12 protein-coding genes, 2 rRNA genes and 1 pseudogene (1 of these 15 only partly in view) are annotated in these 16,661 nt (G+C 68.4%); 3 read left to right on the top strand and 12 right to left on the bottom strand.

Translation table 11 applies throughout. The features are described 5' to 3' along the window. Both P8A18_RS18120 and rrf read left to right on the top strand, forming a co-directional pair. Positions 1–2,347, top strand: a 23S ribosomal RNA gene (locus tag P8A18_RS18120); it begins 777 nt to the left of the window's first position. A 95-nt stretch (positions 2,348–2,442) separates the two neighbouring features. Next, positions 2,443–2,559, top strand: a 5S ribosomal RNA gene (gene rrf, locus P8A18_RS18125). A 73-nt stretch (positions 2,560–2,632) separates the two neighbouring features. Here the strand turns inward: rrf and P8A18_RS18130 are convergent. The 4 genes from P8A18_RS18130 to P8A18_RS18145 are packed head-to-tail and all read right to left on the bottom strand — an operon-like array spanning position 2,633 to position 6,333. Continuing rightward, the gene (locus P8A18_RS18130; protein WP_306055878.1) at positions 2,633–3,298 is read right to left on the bottom strand and encodes a response regulator; all 666 of its coding nucleotides are present in this window, start codon (positions 3,296–3,298) and stop codon (positions 2,633–2,635) included. Continuing rightward, complete coding sequence (locus P8A18_RS18135) at positions 3,295–4,581, bottom strand: sensor histidine kinase (RefSeq protein ID WP_371933687.1); 1,287 nt, start codon at positions 4,579–4,581, stop codon at positions 3,295–3,297. The genes P8A18_RS18130 and P8A18_RS18135 overlap by 4 nt, the downstream gene beginning before the upstream one ends. Positions 4,582–4,612: 31 nt before the next feature. Next, a complete protein-coding gene (locus P8A18_RS18140; RefSeq protein WP_306055879.1) occupies positions 4,613–5,404 on the bottom strand; it encodes an ABC transporter permease in 792 nt (263 codons plus the stop codon). Next, entirely contained in the window at positions 5,401–6,333 is a 933-nt protein-coding gene (locus P8A18_RS18145; protein WP_306055880.1) for an ATP-binding cassette domain-containing protein, read from the bottom strand. The genes P8A18_RS18140 and P8A18_RS18145 overlap by 4 nt, the downstream gene beginning before the upstream one ends. A gap of 143 nt (positions 6,334–6,476) precedes the next feature. Between P8A18_RS18145 and P8A18_RS18150 the strand changes: the two genes are divergently transcribed. Beyond that, positions 6,477–7,034, top strand: coding sequence for a GNAT family N-acetyltransferase (locus P8A18_RS18150; protein ID WP_306055881.1), 558 nt, complete (start codon positions 6,477–6,479; stop codon positions 7,032–7,034). Positions 7,035–7,079: 45 nt separating this feature from the next. Here P8A18_RS18150 and P8A18_RS18155 read toward each other — a convergent pair whose 3' ends face one another. From P8A18_RS18155 to P8A18_RS18190, 8 genes and pseudogenes are all read right to left on the bottom strand, one after another. After that, entirely contained in the window at positions 7,080–8,786 is a 1,707-nt protein-coding gene (locus P8A18_RS18155) for a type IV secretory system conjugative DNA transfer family protein (RefSeq protein ID WP_306055882.1), read from the bottom strand. A 1-nt stretch (position 8,787) separates the two neighbouring features. Further along, the gene (locus tag P8A18_RS18160) at positions 8,788–10,206 is read right to left on the bottom strand and encodes an ATP-binding protein (RefSeq protein WP_026250152.1); all 1,419 of its coding nucleotides are present in this window, start codon (positions 10,204–10,206) and stop codon (positions 8,788–8,790) included. Between the two features lie 129 nt (positions 10,207–10,335). Beyond that, positions 10,336–11,885 (bottom strand): annotated as a pseudogene (locus P8A18_RS18165) (SCO6880 family protein). Then, a complete protein-coding gene (locus P8A18_RS18170; RefSeq protein ID WP_306055884.1) occupies positions 11,882–13,255 on the bottom strand; it encodes a hypothetical protein in 1,374 nt (457 codons plus the stop codon). The pseudogene P8A18_RS18165 and the gene P8A18_RS18170 overlap by 4 nt, the downstream one beginning before the upstream one ends. Further along, positions 13,245–14,111, bottom strand: a complete 867-nt coding sequence (locus P8A18_RS18175; protein WP_306055885.1) for a DUF8175 domain-containg protein — start codon at positions 14,109–14,111, stop codon at positions 13,245–13,247. The genes P8A18_RS18170 and P8A18_RS18175 overlap by 11 nt, the downstream gene beginning before the upstream one ends. Before the next feature lie 182 nt (positions 14,112–14,293). Then, positions 14,294–14,602: a DUF8827 family protein gene (locus tag P8A18_RS18180; RefSeq protein ID WP_018101695.1), complete on the bottom strand. Its 309-nt coding sequence runs from the start codon at positions 14,600–14,602 to the stop codon at positions 14,294–14,296. A gap of 286 nt (positions 14,603–14,888) precedes the next feature. Next, on the bottom strand, positions 14,889–15,578 hold the full coding sequence (locus P8A18_RS18185; RefSeq protein ID WP_306055886.1) for a ribonuclease FAU-1 family protein: 690 nt from the start codon (positions 15,576–15,578) through the stop codon (positions 14,889–14,891). 190 nt (positions 15,579–15,768) lie between these two features. Then, positions 15,769–16,545, bottom strand: coding sequence for a DUF4232 domain-containing protein (locus P8A18_RS18190; protein ID WP_306055888.1), 777 nt, complete (start codon positions 16,543–16,545; stop codon positions 15,769–15,771). Positions 16,546–16,661: the final 116 nt, after the last annotated feature.

Below are 16,661 nucleotides of genomic sequence, written 5' to 3' on the forward strand. Positions count from 1 at the left end.
CGAAGCGGAGTGATCTAGCCATGGGCAGGTTGAAGCGGAGGTAAGACTTCGTGGAGGACCGAACCCACCAGGGTTGAAAACCTGGGGGATGACCTGTGGTTAGGGGTGAAAGGCCAATCAAACTCCGTGATAGCTGGTTCTCCCCGAAATGCATTTAGGTGCAGCGTCGTGTGTTTCTTGCCGGAGGTAGAGCACTGGATAGGCGATGGGCCCTACCGGGTTACTGACCTTAGCCAAACTCCGAATGCCGGTAAGTGAGAGCGCGGCAGTGAGACTGTGGGGGATAAGCTCCATGGTCGAGAGGGAAACAGCCCAGAGCATCGACTAAGGCCCCTAAGCGTACGCTAAGTGGGAAAGGATGTGGAGTCGCAGAGACAACCAGGAGGTTGGCTTAGAAGCAGCCACCCTTGAAAGAGTGCGTAATAGCTCACTGGTCAAGTGATTCCGCGCCGACAATGTAGCGGGGCTCAAGCGTACCGCCGAAGTCGTGTCATTCCAGCATGAGGGCCAACGCCCGCTGGGATGGGTAGGGGAGCGTCGTGTGCCGGGTGAAGCAGCCGCGGAAGCGAGTTGTGGACGGTTCACGAGTGAGAATGCAGGCATGAGTAGCGATACACACGTGAGAAACGTGTGCGCCGATTGACTAAGGGTTCCTGGGTCAAGCTGATCTGCCCAGGGTAAGTCGGGACCTAAGGCGAGGCCGACAGGCGTAGTCGATGGACAACCGGTTGATATTCCGGTACCCGCTTTGAAACGCCCAGTACTGAATCAGGCGATGCTAAGTCCGTGAAGCCGGCCCGATCTCTTCGGAGTTGAGGGTAGTGGTGGAGCCGATGAACCAGACTTGTAGTAGGTAAGCGATGGGGTGACGCAGGAAGGTAGTCCAGCCCGGGCGGTGGTTGTCCCGGGGTAAGGGTGTAGGCCGTGTGGTAGGTAAATCCGTCACACATTGAGGCTGAGACCTGATGCCGAGCCGATTGTGGTGAAGTGGATGATCCTATGCTGTCGAGAAAAGCCTCTAGCGAGTTTCATGGCGGCCCGTACCCTAAACCGACTCAGGTGGTCAGGTAGAGAATACCGAGGCGTTCGGGTGAACTATGGTTAAGGAACTCGGCAAAATGCCCCCGTAACTTCGGGAGAAGGGGGGCCATCACTGGTGAGGGAACTTGCTTCCTGAGCTGGGGGTGGCCGCAGAGACCAGCGAGAAGCGACTGTTTACTAAAAACACAGGTCCGTGCGAAGCCGTAAGGCGATGTATACGGACTGACGCCTGCCCGGTGCTGGAACGTTAAGGGGACCGGTTAGCTGCCTTTCGGGGTGGCGAAGCTGAGAACTTAAGCGCCAGTAAACGGCGGTGGTAACTATAACCATCCTAAGGTAGCGAAATTCCTTGTCGGGTAAGTTCCGACCTGCACGAATGGCGTAACGACTTCTCGACTGTCTCAACCATAGGCCCGGTGAAATTGCACTACGAGTAAAGATGCTCGTTTCGCGCAGCAGGACGGAAAGACCCCGGGACCTTTACTATAGTTTGATATTGGTGTTCGGTTCGGCTTGTGTAGGATAGGTGGGAGACTTTGAAGCGGCCACGCCAGTGGTTGTGGAGTCGCCGTTGAAATACCACTCTGGTCGTGCTGGATGTCTAACCTGGGTCCGTGATCCGGATCAGGGACAGTGTCTGATGGGTAGTTTAACTGGGGCGGTTGCCTCCTAAAGAGTAACGGAGGCGCCCAAAGGTTCCCTCAGCCTGGTTGGCAATCAGGTGTTGAGTGTAAGTGCACAAGGGAGCTTGACTGTGAGACCGACGGGTCGAGCAGGGACGAAAGTCGGGACTAGTGATCCGGCAGTGGCTTGTGGAAGCGCTGTCGCTCAACGGATAAAAGGTACCCCGGGGATAACAGGCTGATCTTCCCCAAGAGTCCATATCGACGGGATGGTTTGGCACCTCGATGTCGGCTCGTCGCATCCTGGGGCTGGAGTCGGTCCCAAGGGTTGGGCTGTTCGCCCATTAAAGCGGTACGCGAGCTGGGTTTAGAACGTCGTGAGACAGTTCGGTCCCTATCCGCTGTGCGCGTAGGAATATTGAGAAGGGCTGTCCCTAGTACGAGAGGACCGGGACGGACGAACCTCTGGTGTGCCAGTTGTCCTGCCAAGGGCATGGCTGGTTGGCTACGTTCGGAAAGGATAACCGCTGAAAGCATCTAAGCGGGAAGCCTGCTTCGAGATGAGTATTCCCACCAACTTGATTGGTTAAGGCTCCCAGTAGACGACTGGGTTGATAGGCCAGATGTGGAAGCCCGGTAACGGGTGGAGCTGACTGGTACTAATAGGCCGAGGGCTTGTCCTCAGTTGCTCGCGTCCACTGTGTTGGTTCTGAAATAACGAACTGCCGTGACTGTGTTTAATTAAACACAGCGTCCGGTGTTGTTTATTTCATAGTGTTTCGGTGGTCATTGCGTTAGGGAAACGCCCGGTTACATTCCGAACCCGGAAGCTAAGCCTTTCAGCGCCGATGGTACTGCAGGGGGGACCCTGTGGGAGAGTAGGACGCCGCCGAACAATTATTGTGGGAAAGCCCCGTGCCTCTGGCACGGGGCTTTTCTGCGTTTACGGGGGGAACGGGGGAGGGGACTCACCCCGGGGTGACCAGGCGTGTGTCGTACGCCAGGATCACCGCCTGGACGCGATCCCTGGCGCCCGTCTTCGCAAGAATGCGGGAGACATGTGTCTTCACCGTCGACTCGGCGAGATGGAGGCGCTCGGAGATCTCCGCATTCGTCCACCCCTGGCCGATGACCGTAAGGATCTCCCGCTCGCGTCCGGTGAGGCCGGCGATACGCGGATCGTGGGGAGCCGGTTCACCGGGGGCGAGCGGCAAGTGCTCTACGTACGCGTCCAGGAGACGGCGGGTCAGGCTCGGGGCGACCACCGCGTCGCCGGCGGCCACGGCGCGGATGCCGGAGAGCAGCTCCTCGGGGAGCGCGTCCTTGATCAGGAAACCACTGGCGCCCGCGCGCAGCCCGTCGTACGCGTACCGGTCGAGGTCGAACGTTGTGACGATCAGGACGCGTGTGCGTGAGCCGGCCCTGATGACGCGGCGGGTTGCCTCGATGCCGTCCAGGAGCGGCATGCGGATGTCCATCAGGGCTACGTCCGGCTGGTGCCGGGCGACGAGCTGGAGCGCTTCGTGGCCGTTGCCGGCCTCGCCGACGACCGTCATGTCGTCCTGGCTCTCCAGCAGCATGCGGAAGCCGAAGCGCTGCATCGGCTGGTCGTCCGCGATGAGCACGGTCGTCACGAGGGGGAGTCCTCCAGGGGGAGTCGGAGCCGTACCCGCCAACCGGTCGTGGCGGTCGGGCCGGCTTCGAGCGTGCCGTCGTAGAGGGAGGCGCGGGCGCGCATCCCGGTGATGCCCTGACCGGTGCCGGCGGCGGCCCGGTCGGAGGGGCGCGGGGAGCCATTGTCCGTGATCACGGCCTCCAGCTCACGCGGGTGGTAGGTCAGTGAGACGTCAGCCGTGAGCGCGGAGGAACGGCCGGTGTGCTTCAGGGTGTTGGTCAGGGACTCCTGCACCACCCGGTAGACCGTCAGCTGGCGTCCCGCGGTGGGCGGAACCGGCGGTGGCGTACCGGCCATCCGTAGACGTACAGCGAGACCGGCCCGGCGTACGCCCTCCAGCAGCGCGTCCATGTCGTCCAGTGTGGGCTGCGGGGTGCGCTCGGCGTCCTCCGGCCGGTCGCGCAACACACCGAGCAGGCGGCGGAGTTCCGCGAGGGCCTGGCGGCTGGTGGTGCCGATGGCGTCCAGGGCATGGGCCGCGAGTTCCGGGTTCCTGGCCGCCGCGTACGAGCCGCCGTCCGCCAGGCCCGTGATGACGGAGAGGTTGTGACCGATGATGTCGTGCATCTCCCTGGCGATCCGGGCCCGTTCGGCGGCGGCCGCGAGGCGGGCCTGCTGGTCGCGCTCGCGCTCCAGCCGGTCGGCCCGGTCGACGAGGGCCTCCGTGTACTCCTTGCGCGTACGCACCACGATGCCGGCGAGGGCCGCGAACGCGAAGGCCCACACGTGCGGGAGGAACAGCCGGTCCCAGCCGTCCGGGAAGCGGAAGGAGGCGAACACCAGCGGGCCGGCCACCAGCGCGCCCGACCGGGCCAGGGCGCGCATCGGCAGGCGTACCGCGATGTTGAAGACCACGATCTCCTGAAGGAACGAGGCCTGGATCATCGCCCCCGTCCAGACGTCGACCAGCGAGAACGGGGCCATGAACGCCAGTACCGCCTGCGGGCGGGCCCGGCGCCACAGCAGTGGGGCGGAGAACGCCACGCTCATCGCGAGCACCAGCGGCGCAGGCACGTGCGGGTCGACGGCGACCGTGCGCCAGCCGCCGGAGGAGATGTCGAGCGCGGCGAACAGAACCCAGAATGTGGCGAGGACGCCGTCCCAGACGGCCGGACGGCGGCGGTCGAACGCGCGGACGTGCTGAAGGGCGCGCTGTATGTGCCCGGTGAGCGGATTGGGGTCCGCCGCGGGCCCCGGTGATCGGGGCGGTGCCGGGGCCCGGTCGGTGTCCTCGTGCGTCACCCGTACATCCTCGCGTCCGGCGCCGTCCGGCTCATGCGTCGCGACGGCGCAGGAGCACCGCTGCCGCGACCAGTGTGGCCGAGGCCCACAAGGTGAGGGCGAGCAGGGCGGTCCCCGGGGACGCGGCGTCGGGGAGCGGGGTCGCGGAGCCCAGGACGCCCGAGGCCTGGGTGGGGAAGTAGCGGACTGCCGTCTCCACCGCGTCGTACGGGAGCATGGTGAGCACCTCGGGGAGGATCATCACGCCTCCGATGAACGCGCCGATCGCTCCCGGGACCGAGCGCAGGAGTGCGCCGAGGCCCAGGGCGATGAGGCTGAGGAGGGTGGTTCCGGCGGCGTTCCCCGCCACGGCGCGCAGTACACCGGGGTCGTTGAGGGACGCGGCCTGATCCGTGTCGCCGAGGAAGATCTGGGCGACGAGGAACGTGATGAGTGTGGTGGCGAGCATGGCGGTGAAGACGGTGGCGGTGAAGACGGCGGCCTTTGCCCACAGGACCGGGAGCCGGCGCGGGACGGCGGTCAGGGAGGCGCGGATCATTCCCGAGGAGTACTCGCCCGCGGTGACGAGGATGCCCAGGACGACCGTGCAGAGCGTGCCCAGGACGGAGCCGTAGAGGACGAGGACGACGGTATCGACGTCCGAGTCTCCGCCGTCGGACGTGTACGTCGTACCCATGACGATGCCGACGCCGAGGACCAGTGCGGCGGCCGTGCCCAGGGTGATCCAGCTGGAGCGCAGTGACCGCAGCTTGTGCCACTCGGAGCGCAGTACCCGGGCGGGAGTAATGCGGTAGGGGCGGGGAAGGGCCGTGGTGGTGGTCATGCGGGGGCTCCGGTCGGTTCGGGCGCGTTGATCCGGTAGTCGACGGATTCCTGGGTGAGGTCCATGAAGGCCTGTTCCAGGGACGCGGTGTGCGGGGTGAGTTCGTACAGGGGGATGGCGTGGGCGGCGGCGGTGCGGCCGATGTGTTCGGCGTCCGTGCCGCGGACCTCCAGCCGGTCCGAGCCGGGCGTGGCGGTGATCTCGATGTCGGGGCCGCGCAGGAGGTCGCGGAGGGCTGTGGTCCGCGGGGTGAGGACGGTGACCGATCCGCCGCCGGCCGCGGTCGTGAACGCGCTGACCGTGGTGTCGGCGAGCAGACAGCCGCGTCCGATGACGACCAGATGGTCGGCGGTGAGGGCCATCTCGCTCATCAGGTGCGACGAGACCAGCACCGTGCGGCCCTCGGCGGCGAGGGACCTGAGGAGGTTGCGGATCCAGAGGACGCCCTCCGGGTCGAGGCCGTTGACCGGTTCGTCCAGGATCAGGGCCGCCGGGTCGCCGAGGAGGGCGGCGGCGATGCCGAGGCGCTGGCCCATGCCGAGCGAGAACCCCTTGACCCGTTTCCCGGCGACGGAGTTCAGCCCGGCGAGGCCCAGGACGTGCTCGACGCGGCTGCGCGGGATGCCGTGGGTGTGCGCGAGCGCCATCAGGTGGTGGAAGGCGGTGCGGCCCGGGTGGATGGACCGGGCCTCCAGGAGGGCTCCGACCTCGGTGAGGGGCGCGCTGTGGGTGGCGTAGGCGCGGCCGCCGATCGTGGAGCGGCCCCGGGTGGGGGTGTCCAGACCGAGCAGCATGCGCATGGTCGTGGACTTTCCGGCGCCGTTCGGCCCGAGTAAGCCGGTGACCGTGCCGGGTCGGACGGTGAAGTCGAGGTCCTGGACGACGGTGGCGTCCCCGTAGCGTTTGGTGAGTGCGTAGGCCCTGATCATGCGGGTGACGCTACGGAGCGGCAGGGCGTTGGGCGTCGGACCGGGGACGGGATGTGCGGGCCCGGCGTAGTACCGGGGTACGACGCGGCCGCCGGGGGCGAATGCGTTTGCGCGGTCACCGGAGCGCGGGTCAGGATCACTGCATGGACTACGTGATACGGCCGGTGCGCGCCGACGAGTGGCAGTCGGTGAGGGAACTCCGGCTGGCCGCCTTGCAGGACCCGGTCGCCCCGGTGGCGTTCCTGGAGACGTACGAGCAGGGCTTGAAGCGGTCCGACGACGCCTGGCGGGAGCGGACGGTCGCCGCGTCCGAGGACGGTGCGGGTGCGGTGCGGCAGTTCATCGCCGAGGGCCCGGACGGCCGCTGGGCGGGCACGGTGAGCGTTCTCGTCGAACGGCCCGACGACGAGGCGCGGTTCGGTGACGCGGCCCCGGTCGACCAGGGCCACGCGGTCGGTGTGTTCGTACGGCCCGAGGCGCGGGGCACGGGTGTGGCCGAAGAGCTGTTCCGGGCCGCTCTGGAGTGGTCGTGGTCGCTGGACGAGCCGCGCCTGGAGCGCGTACGGCTGTACGTCCACGAGGACAATCCGCGGGCCGCGGCCTTCTACCGCCGGATCGGCTTCGCGCCGACCGGGGAGACGGTGCCCATGCCGGGCGACCCGACGGCCCGTGAGCTGGAGTACGCGGTGGCGCGGTCGTAGGGGTGTACGGCCCGTCGGAGGGCCTGCCCTTCGAGGACCTGTCCTTCAGAGGGGCGTGGGTGTCGTGAGCTGCTGCGGCCACTGGGAGCGGGCCTGTTCGGGGGAGCGGAGCAGCGCGATGGTCGACAGGCCCTGGGCCTGGCCGGTCGCCAGCAGCTCCGGCAGCCGGGGCAGGGGCGCGACGGCCGCGACGTCATCGAGGACGAGCGTCATTGGTGGGTCGAGCCGGCCGTCGGATGACCGTGCGGCCATGCGACGGCCGTGCTCGACCACGTCTGAGGCGAGCGCGGTGAGCAGGGGCATGGCCCCCGGGCCGGAGCGCGGGGTCTCGATGGGTTCGCCCACCACATAGAGGCTGCCCCCTTCGTTCGCAAAGGAATCCAGTGCGAGCGCATCTGCTCGATTTGGTGTGCAGGCGTCCCGGACGTGGACGGAGGAGAGGGCGCCGAAGGCCCGTACGTTCAGTTCCTGTGCCATCTCGCGGCGTTCGGGGTGGCCGGTGAGCGCGGACTCCAGCAGTCCGGCGAGTCCGGGCGCCGCCTTGGGGTGGGTGCGGAGCAGGCGGACCGGCTCGTGGGCGCTGCCGCCGAGGGCCCAGCGGTGGACCTGGCGGAAGGGGCGGCCGTCGATGGCGGCGGCATGCAGCCAGCAGCGCAGCAGGGTCTCTGCGGTGTCGGCCGTCGCCGCGTCGATACGGGCCTGCGGCCGCACGGGGGCGAGCAGCGCGGTGGCGCGGGCGGCTGCCCGGTCGGGCTGCTCGCATCCGGCGGTGGGCGCCCAGTGCAGCCGGGCGGGGGTGTCGCAGAAGTGGCCGGGGTCGTAGACGAGGACCGGGCCCAGTTTGGCGCGGGCGTCCTTCGTCTCGGCCCAGACGCTGGGGTCGGAGGTCACGACGAGCACGGGTCCGTCGGCTTCGCGGATGGCCTGGACGGCGGCCGACCGGCGGGTGGCGGCGGGGCCGTAGACGACGAGCGGGGTGCGCGGGGAGGGGACGGCGACCGGCGTGGGGGCGGCGGTCGGGACGAGGGCGGCGAGGCTGTCGGGGAGCGGATGTGGAGTGACTGATTCCGTCTCTCTGTCCGACTTCCTGTCCGACTTTCTGTCCGTCTCCGTGTCCGCCTCCGTCTCTGTCTCCGCTGCGGGGGCGTACTCCGTCGGGGAGGGGGGCACGGTGGGGCCGGGGACTGTGGGCGCGGGCTTCCGGGAGGTGGCGGGCGCGGGCGCCTGGGCCGGTCCGGGCTCGGGGAGCGCCGCCTCGTGCGCGTACTCCTCCCGCCGGCCCCGCCGGACGCGCGCCGTCCCCTTCGGCTGCCGCTCCCGGCGCTGGGACCGCTCTGCCCGGCGCAGCTGCTCCTGCTGCTCCAGCCGTTCGTCCCGCTGGCGGGCGCGTACGGCGCGCCAGCGGGTGACGACGCCCAGCACGAACACCACCAGGACCACCAGCACCATCAGTTCGCCGATGAGCAGACCCCAGAACAGCCCGTACCCGGAGAGCTCGCCCGGTGGTGTGTTCGGCCAGGCGGCGGGCAGATCGTGCGGGGCGGCCATGAGCCGGCGCAGCGCCAGCGGGGTCTCGGTCAGCGTGACGCCGTCGGGCCATGCCCCGTGTGCGAGGAGTCCGGCGAGTCCGGTGGCCGCCCAGACCAGCAGGGTGAAGCCGAGGAGGAAGGCCAGCAGCCCGAGGAGCAGGCCGTCGGGGATGCCGCCCCCTCGGCCGCCACCGGACCGTGCCCCGCCGTTGCTCCCCGCCATGTCATGCCACCGTTGACTCGGACGACTCGTTCAGCCGTTGCTGGTTCTCGATTCTGGCCGCGCGCTGTTCCGCTTCGAGGTCGGCGGCCCGTACGTCGTCCGGGAGTAGGTCGACCGCGGACGACTCGGTCATGGCGCGGTCGGTGAAGACGAGCGGGCGTTCGGCCTCGGTGATCAGGTGTTTGACGACCTGTACGTTGCCGTTGACGTCCCAGACCGCGATGCCGGGGGTGAGGGTGGGGATGATCTCGACCGCCCATCGGGGCAGCCCGAGTACCCGGCCGGTGGCTCTCGCCTCGTCGGCCTTCTGGGCGTAGATCGTGCGCGTCGACGCCATCTTCAGGATGGCCGCCGCTTCTCGCGCCGCGGCGCCGTCGACCACGTCGCTGAGGTGGTGGACGACGGCGACGAACGAGAGGCCGAGCCGTCGGCCGAACTTCAGCAGGCGCTGGAAGAGCTGGGCGACGAAGGGCGAGTTGATGATGTGCCAGGCCTCTTCGACCAGGAAGATGCGCTTCTTGCGGTCGGGCCTGATCCAGGTGTGTTCCAGCCAGACGCCGACGATCGCCATCAGGATCGGCATGGCGATCGAGTTGCGGTCGATGTGCGAGAGGTCGAAGACGATCAGCGGGGCGTCCAGGTCGATACCGAAGGACGTCGGGCCGTCGAACATGCCGCGCAGGTCGCCGTCGACGAGCCGGTCCAGGACGAGTGCGACGTCCAGGCCCCAGGCGCGTACGTCGTCTATGTCGACGTTCATCGCTCGGGCGGATTCCGGTTCGGGGTGGCGGAGCTGATCGACGATGTCCATCAGCACGGGCTGGCGGTCGGTCGTCGTCTCGTTCACATAGGCGTGTGCGACCTTGAGCGCGAAGCCGGAGCGCTCGTCGAGGCCGTGGCCCATGGCGACTTCGATGATGGTGCGCAGCAGGGCGAGCTGGCCGGTCGTGGTGATCGCCGGGTCGAGCGGGTTGAGCCGGATGCCGCCGTTGAGGGCGGAGGTGGGGTCGAGGCGGATGGGGGTGAGGCCCAGCTCCTGCGCGATGAGGTTCCACTCACCGACGCCGTCCTCGCCCTGGGCGTCCAGGACGACGACCTGGCGGTCGCGGAAGCGGAGCTGGCGCAGCACGTATGTCTTCTCCAGCGCGGACTTGCCGTTCCCGGACTCGCCGAGGACCAGCCAGTGCGGGGCGGGGAGCTGCTGGCCGTAGAGCTGGAAGGGGTCGTAGATGTAGCCCTTGCCGGAGTACACCTCGCGGCCGATGATCACGCCGGAGTCGCCGAGGCCGGGAGCGGCGGTGGGCAGGTAGACGGCCTGGGCCTGCCCGGTCGAGGTGCGTACGGGCAGCCGGGTCGTCTCCACCTTCCCGAAGAGGAAGGCGGTAAAGGCGTCCGACAACGCGGACAGCGGATCTCGCATGGCGTGACCGACCTCCCTTTCGTCTCTCGGTGCTCGGTGCTCGGTGCGTGGTGCGTGGTGCGTGGTGCGCGGTGTGCTGTTGCGGGGTTGCGGGGTTGCGGGCTCGTGGGGTTTGCGGGGGCTGTGGGGCTAGTGGCGGATGCCGGTGGCGAACGGCAGGGTGTTCACGAAGGCGCGGTGGTGCTCGCGGTCGCACCACTCCAGCTTCAGATACGACTTTCCGGCGGAGGCGCGGATCGTCCGCTTGTCGCGGGCGAGGGCTTCGGGGGAACGCGACGACACGGTGATGTACCCCACCAGGTTGATCCCGGCGGCGCCGCTGGCGAGATCTTCACCCCGCTGGTCGAGCCGGCCGTGGGCCGCGATGTCGCGCGGGTCGACGGTCCGGTTCATCTTGGCCTGGCGGCTGGCCTCGGCGTCGTCGTTGGTCTTCTCCGTGAGCATTCGCTCGATGGCGATCTCGGTGGGTTCGAGGTCCATGCAGACGGCGACCGTACGGATGACGTCGGGGGTGTGGACGAGGAGCGGGGCGAGGAAGTTGACGCCGACGGGCGTCATCGGCCACTCCTTCACCCAGGCCGTGGAGTGGCACCAGGGGGCACGGGTGGACGACTCGCGGGTCTTGGCCTGGAGGAACGTCGGCTCGACCGCGTCCAGCTCGGCCGGCCAGGCGTTGCGCTTGGTCATGGCCTGGATGTGGTCGATGGGGTGGTCGGGGTCGTACATGGAGTGCACGAGGGAGGCCAGCCGGCTCTGGCCGAGGGGCTGGCGGACCCGGATGTCGGCCTCGGCGAGGCGGGCGCAGATGTCGGTGAGCTCGCGTGCCATGACGACGGCGAGGCCGGCGTCCCGGTCGAGCTTGCGGCCTCCGTGCGGGCGGGCGGCGCGGGCCATGGCGTTGGCCTCGGCGGCGAGCTCGCGGTTGAAGTGCATGCAGGCGACGAGGTACGCGCGGTGCTGCTCGCTGGAGGTGGAGACCATGGACTGGAGCTGGTCGTAGGAGTCCTGGAGCCAGCGGGGTGAGGCGTGGTCGCCGCGCTGGGCGACGTCCTTGGCGTGGGCGTCGGGGTCGGCGGGGAGCGTACGGGCCAGCATCTGGAGGCGTGTGACGAAGCCGTCCCCGTTGGCGACGTGCTTGAGCAGGGTGCCGAACCGGTCGACGAGCGCTTCCTGGTCCTCGCTGTCGCGCAGGCCGACGCCGGGGCCCTCGATCTCGATGGCCGCGGTGACGGTGCGCCGGTCGGCGTGCAGCAGGACCGCGATCTCGTCCGGGCCGAAGGGGGCGGCCATCCAGTTGATCCGGCCGATGCCGGGGGAGGCCCGATCTCGACCTCCAGCCCGTCGGCGCTGGTGCCCGCCTCCATGGCGACGGAGCGGTAGGTGGTGCCGCGGCGCAGGGAGCGCTTGTAGCTGCGGTTGATCTCGAACCACTTGTAGAACGTCCGGTGCTTGTACGGGACGTAGACCATGGCCAGGGCGAGGAGGGGGAAGCCGGTGAGCAGCACGATGCGCAGGGAGAGGACCGGGACGAGCAGGCCGCTCATCATGCCGAGGAACGCGCCGGCGATGATCAGGGCGATCTCGCCCGTCTCGCGGTTCTTGCCGACGATCGCGTTCGGCCTGGCGCGGCCGATGAGATACGTACGGCGGGGCGTGATCGGATGGGACTGAGTGCTCAACGCCCGCCACCTCCTGTGCGGTTGTTACCTGTGCTGCCTGAACTGCCCGGTCCGCCGCGTGAGCCGCGGCTGCTGTGCGGGGTGCCGGAGGTGGGGCCCGAACCGCTGCGGGGCGGAGGTGCGGCGGAGGGGACAGATCCGCCGCCGACTCCGCTCCCGGAGTTGCGGGAGCTGTGGGCGGCGACTCCGCCGCTGACCGGGTTGGCGGGCCGGCCGCCGCCGCTGCTGGTGTCGCCGCCGTTCTGGCCGCCGCGGCTGCTGTGGGTCTTGATGCCCTGGGAGACGAGGGCGGCGGGGGAGCTGATCATCGCGGCGGCCTGGGAGCCGTCGGTGGCCTGCTTGCGGTTGGTACGGGCGCCCTGGATCTCGTCGCCGAAGCCGGGGACGAAGCGGTAGATCATTCCGGAGGCGAAGATGGCCAGGAGGATGATGGCGAGGCCGGACACGACGGCGGAGAACGCGTCGGGGCCGTCGTCGGAGGACAGCGCGCCGGCCAGGCCGAGGACGACGACGATGACGGGCTTGACCATGATCACCGCGACCATGATGCCCGCCCAGCGGCGTACGTGGCCCCACATGTTCTTGTCGACGAGCCCGGCGTACACGGCGGTTCCCAGGAGGGCGCCGACGTAGAGGAGGGCGGCGCGGATGACGAGCTCCAGCCAGAGGATGCCGGCGGCGAGGATCGACACGAGCGAGACGACGATCAGCATGATCGGGCCGCCGCCGATGTCGGCGTCCTTCTTGAGTGCCTCGGCGAAGGAGCCGAAGAAGACGTCGGTCTGCCCGCCGGACGACGAGGCGATGACGTCGGTGACGCCGTCCGTCGCGGAGACGATCGTGTAGAGGATCAGCGGGGTGAACGCGGAGGCGAGGACGGTGAGCCAGAGGAAGCCGATGGCCTCGGAGATCGCGGTGGTGAGCGGTACGCCGCGGATCGCGCGCTTGGCGACGGCGAGGAGCCACAGGACGAGCGTCAGGACGGTGGAGGCGGCGAAGACGATGGCGTACTGCTGGAGGAAGCGGGTGTTCGTGAAGTCGACGTTGGCGGTGCTTTTGACTGCGTCGCTGAGCTTGCCCACGATCCAGGCCGCGGCATCGGCGCAGCCCCGGCCGAGCGAGGTGAGCGGATCGAGAGCGGGGTCGGTGCTGGCGGGCGGGGTGGACTTGGGGGAAGCGTCGCCATCCTCGCAGTACTGCTTGGCAGGCCCAATGAGGAGGTCGCAAGCCTTGTTGGCCGGGCTTGTTGAGGGAGAAGGAGAGGGATCAGGTGCCGCGATGGCCCTCGCAGAGAGGAGGACAATTGCCGCTTGAAACGCGGCCAGTGTGGCGACGACAGTGGAGGCCTGGCGCCGAAGGCTACCGCGCATAAGTGAAGCCCCCGTACTCCTCGACGGCCTTACTGATTTCGTCTGAGCTGGAGGCTGCTACGTCCCCAGGGACAGGGGCTGGCCCATCCTTCTGCGAATCACTGACGGCCTTCCAGTCGTTGTCTGCCCAGGTGAGCTCCACGGTCCAGGTCTTCCACGAAGTGCGGACCGGGTCGGTAGACCCTGGGCCGGACATGCCGATGAGACCCATGTACCAGACCGAGACCTTGGCGGTGTCGCCGCCGAAAGACTCCACCTTGGTGCCGACAGGAACCGTTCGGGAGACGAAAATGCTGCCTTGTGGAGCATTCCCGTCGGCGTCGAGCCCGAGCCTGTCGAGGAAGTCGGCAGAGTACGCGGCGTCCTGTGGGCCTTTGAGCTTTCGCCCCGCATCAGATGTATAGACGCTGTCCACGATCGCGTGCCGATCGGCCCTCTTGAACATGCCAACGGACCCCAGCGCCACGGCGAAGTTGGATGCCGCGCTCTCCGCCCCCTGTTCGTCATGGGCGAAGCCCGAAGGGATGGTGCCGTTCTTTCCCGTTACCGGCTTCGTTCCCGTGGCCGCGGTCGGGGCGGCGCCGGTCTTGTTGTTGCCGTTGTTCTTGGACGTGCCGCCGTTCCCGCTGTCGCCTCCGCCCATGTTGGCGAAGGCGATGGCGCCCAGCAGCAGGACCACGACGCCGATGACCGTGATGAGGGAGCGGGAGCTGCGGGGTGGGCGGCGGGGGCCGTAGGCGTCGCCGGCCGGGCCGTCGGGGAGGCGGGTGCGGGTCTGGCGCGTGCCGCCGATGGTGCTGTAGGCGTCGCCGCGTCCCGCGTCGTTGCCGTAGCCGTCCTCGTCGCCGGGACTCATGCCGGGTACGCCCCCTCAACCGTTGCTCGAACCGCGTCGTAGTACGACGGTAGCCGTGCTGCTCTCCGCGCGGACGCGGTGTGGTGACTCGACATCAGGGAGACGCAACCTCTGCCGTTGGGCACGACGGACGGATGGGAGGGGTGGGGCCGGACGGCCCCGGGGCGGGGGATGACAGCCGGTCAGACGGCCATCCCGTAGACAATGGTGAACAGGGTCCCCAGTGATCCGATGATGAACACACCGGTCAGGCCCGCCACGATCAGCCCCTTGCCCTGTTCCGCGCTGAACGTGTCGCGCAGAGCCGTCGCGCCGATCCGCTGCTTGGCCGCTCCCCAGACCGCGATGCCGAGACACAGCAGGATGGCGATCGCCATCACCACCTCGATCATTACGCGGGCCTCGTTGCCCAGGGTCCCGAACGGGCCCCAGTTTGGGGCGATTCCGCCGATGATGGTGGTGATGTCGCCCTTTTCAGCTGCCAGGATCATGTAAGTCACCGCCCCTGTTGGGTAGTTCGGCGCCCGGACCGCATGGCACGGGTCACTCTCTATCTTCGCTGATGAAACTGCTTTCGCACGACGGCTTGACGGCTCTCTTTACCCGGATCTCGCACATTTGACCGGTCTGGCCGCCCTGACCTGCGGATCGAATCGGTGTGTGGGCGAAATACGTATGGTTACTCTGTGTATCACGGAGAGTGACGTCGAGCAATGATCGTCATCACGCCATCCTGGCCGGGATGGTTCGTGGGGGCCGGGCCGTGCTGTTCCGGGCTCAGGGCGCCGGGTGCGAGGTCGGCTCGTCCAGCGGGCGCAGGAGCGGGTGGCGGGGGCGCGGCGGGCGGGACGGGGTTTTCCACCACGAAGGTGGCTGGAAGTCGCACCAGGAGCCGTCGAAGGGAAAGGTTCCGGCCTCGGCGAGCTGTGCGACCGTCGCCCCTTCGGACCGGATTGCGACGGCTTCCTCGGCGGTCCAGTACGCGGGGTGGCCGGTCTTCTCCGCGAAGGACTGCTCGTCCTTCCATCTCCAGGACCGGTCCGGCGCCACATTGATGTCCAGTTCGTGGTCCGTGATGTCGATGTCGTCGCCGTGGTGCACCCGGCGTTCGAGGTTCACGTACCAGCCGCGGAACGTGTGTCTGCGGCCGAAGAGCCACAGCACCGAGTGCGCGGCCCCCGTCGGCTGGTAGAAGAGGGCGTCGCCCATCGGCCAGCGGCCCGCGACGACGGGGAAGCCTCCGGCTGGGCGCTCGTGCGGATCGATGTCCCGCAAGTGGGTGACGCCCCGTGGAAGAGCGGCGTGCCACATCGGGGTGCCCGACTCCATCCACACCAGCTGGCCGGCGTCCGTGCGTTCGACGAGACGTACGGGAACGGAGGCGCTCAGGTGGCCGCCTATGAAGAAGTTCCAGTGCAGGATCTGGCCCTGACTGCCGTTTACGCTGCCCCTCTTGTCCTTTTTCATGCAATTGATCATGCCCGCCGGTCGGTCTCCGGACACGTCTGAGGCGGCGTCTGCGGCAACGTCCACGGAATCGACGCCGAGCGGTACAGCGGTACGCGCGCCCCGGCGTTCGGAGCGTACCTACGAAGGCGGAGCCCCCGGGCGGACTGTGATGGTCCGTCCGAGGGCTCCGTCGTGGCCCGGTGGCGGTTCAGGACTTGGTGTTCGCCTGCTTCATGGAGCTCACCGCGTCCGCGATCGAGCTCTCGTACAGGCCGAGCTTCGGGTCGTGCACCTTGACGTTCGGGCCGAGCGCGAAGTTGAGCTGGTCGGCGTTGGGCATGTGGTCGCCGTCGGCCAGGACGTTCAGCTCGTTGATCCAGGTCAGGGCGTTGGCGCTGCCGCTCGGATTCAGGTCGATCACCGCGATCGCGGCGGTCTTCGGCTTGACCGGGTACGCCGGGGCCCCGCCCAGGCCGCCCGGGACCAGCGGCCTGATGTCGCCGCTGTGGTCCGAGGCGTTCGCGGCGCCGAGGCTGACGCGCGGGAAGTAGCTCAGGCCGCAGGAGTTCGCGCCGACATTGTTGACCTCGATGACGTGCTGGGTGGACGAACCCTCACGGGCGTACACGCGCACCGACAGGTCGCCGCTCTCGCAGGGGTGCTTGAAGGCGTAGCTGTCGCTGGTGTCGCCGCCCGAGGCGGAGCCCGTGGAGCCGCCGGACTTCGTGGCGCCGGTCTTGGAGGTGTTGGTGCCGGCCGTGTCCGTGGAGCCGCCGGCCGTTGTCGCGCCGTCGGTCTTCGCGGCGCCCTTGTCCTTGGCGTTGTCGGCGTTCGTGGTGGCGTCGGCCGACGCGGAGGTGTCCGCCGGGCCGGCCGACTTCGTACCCTCGTCGTCGCCGCCGCACGCGGTCAGGGCGAGAGCGAGCACGGCGGTGAGGGCGGCACCGAGGGCGGCGGTGTGCTTGCGGTTGCGGTTCGTGCGCATGTGGTTCCCCGAAGTCTGTGGCGGTGCGGTGGTCGGTTCGCTGCAGACGGGCCCGGAACTCGCGGCGAACCGCTCCCCCTCCTGACCGTCTGACACAGGAAGCCTCCCGCCCCGCG

Origin of the sequence: Streptomyces sp. Mut1, from assembly GCF_030719295.1 — a bacterium.
Classification (GTDB): domain Bacteria; phylum Actinomycetota; class Actinomycetes; order Streptomycetales; family Streptomycetaceae; genus Streptomyces; species Streptomyces castrisilvae.

Bases quoted from the DNA above. Each gene is read 5' to 3' on its own strand.
- P8A18_RS18140 (WP_306055879.1), bottom strand. From the start codon at position 5,404: ATGACCACCACCACGGCCCTTCCCCGCCCCTACCGCATTACTCCCGCC.
- P8A18_RS18145 (WP_306055880.1), bottom strand. From the start codon at position 6,333: ATGATCAGGGCCTACGCACTCACCAAACGCTACGGGGACGCCACCGTC.
- P8A18_RS18150 (WP_306055881.1), top strand. From the start codon at position 6,477: ATGGACTACGTGATACGGCCGGTGCGCGCCGACGAGTGGCAGTCGGTG.
- P8A18_RS18155 (WP_306055882.1), bottom strand. From the start codon at position 8,786: ATGGCGGGGAGCAACGGCGGGGCACGGTCCGGTGGCGGCCGAGGGGGC.
- P8A18_RS18160 (WP_026250152.1), bottom strand. From the start codon at position 10,206: ATGCGAGATCCGCTGTCCGCGTTGTCGGACGCCTTTACCGCCTTCCTC.
- P8A18_RS18170 (WP_306055884.1), bottom strand. From the start codon at position 13,255: ATGCGCGGTAGCCTTCGGCGCCAGGCCTCCACTGTCGTCGCCACACTG.
- P8A18_RS18175 (WP_306055885.1), bottom strand. From the start codon at position 14,111: ATGAGTCCCGGCGACGAGGACGGCTACGGCAACGACGCGGGACGCGGC.
- P8A18_RS18180 (WP_018101695.1), bottom strand. From the start codon at position 14,602: ATGATCCTGGCAGCTGAAAAGGGCGACATCACCACCATCATCGGCGGA.
- P8A18_RS18185 (WP_306055886.1), bottom strand. From the start codon at position 15,578: ATGAAAAAGGACAAGAGGGGCAGCGTAAACGGCAGTCAGGGCCAGATC.
- P8A18_RS18190 (WP_306055888.1), bottom strand. From the start codon at position 16,545: ATGCGCACGAACCGCAACCGCAAGCACACCGCCGCCCTCGGTGCCGCC.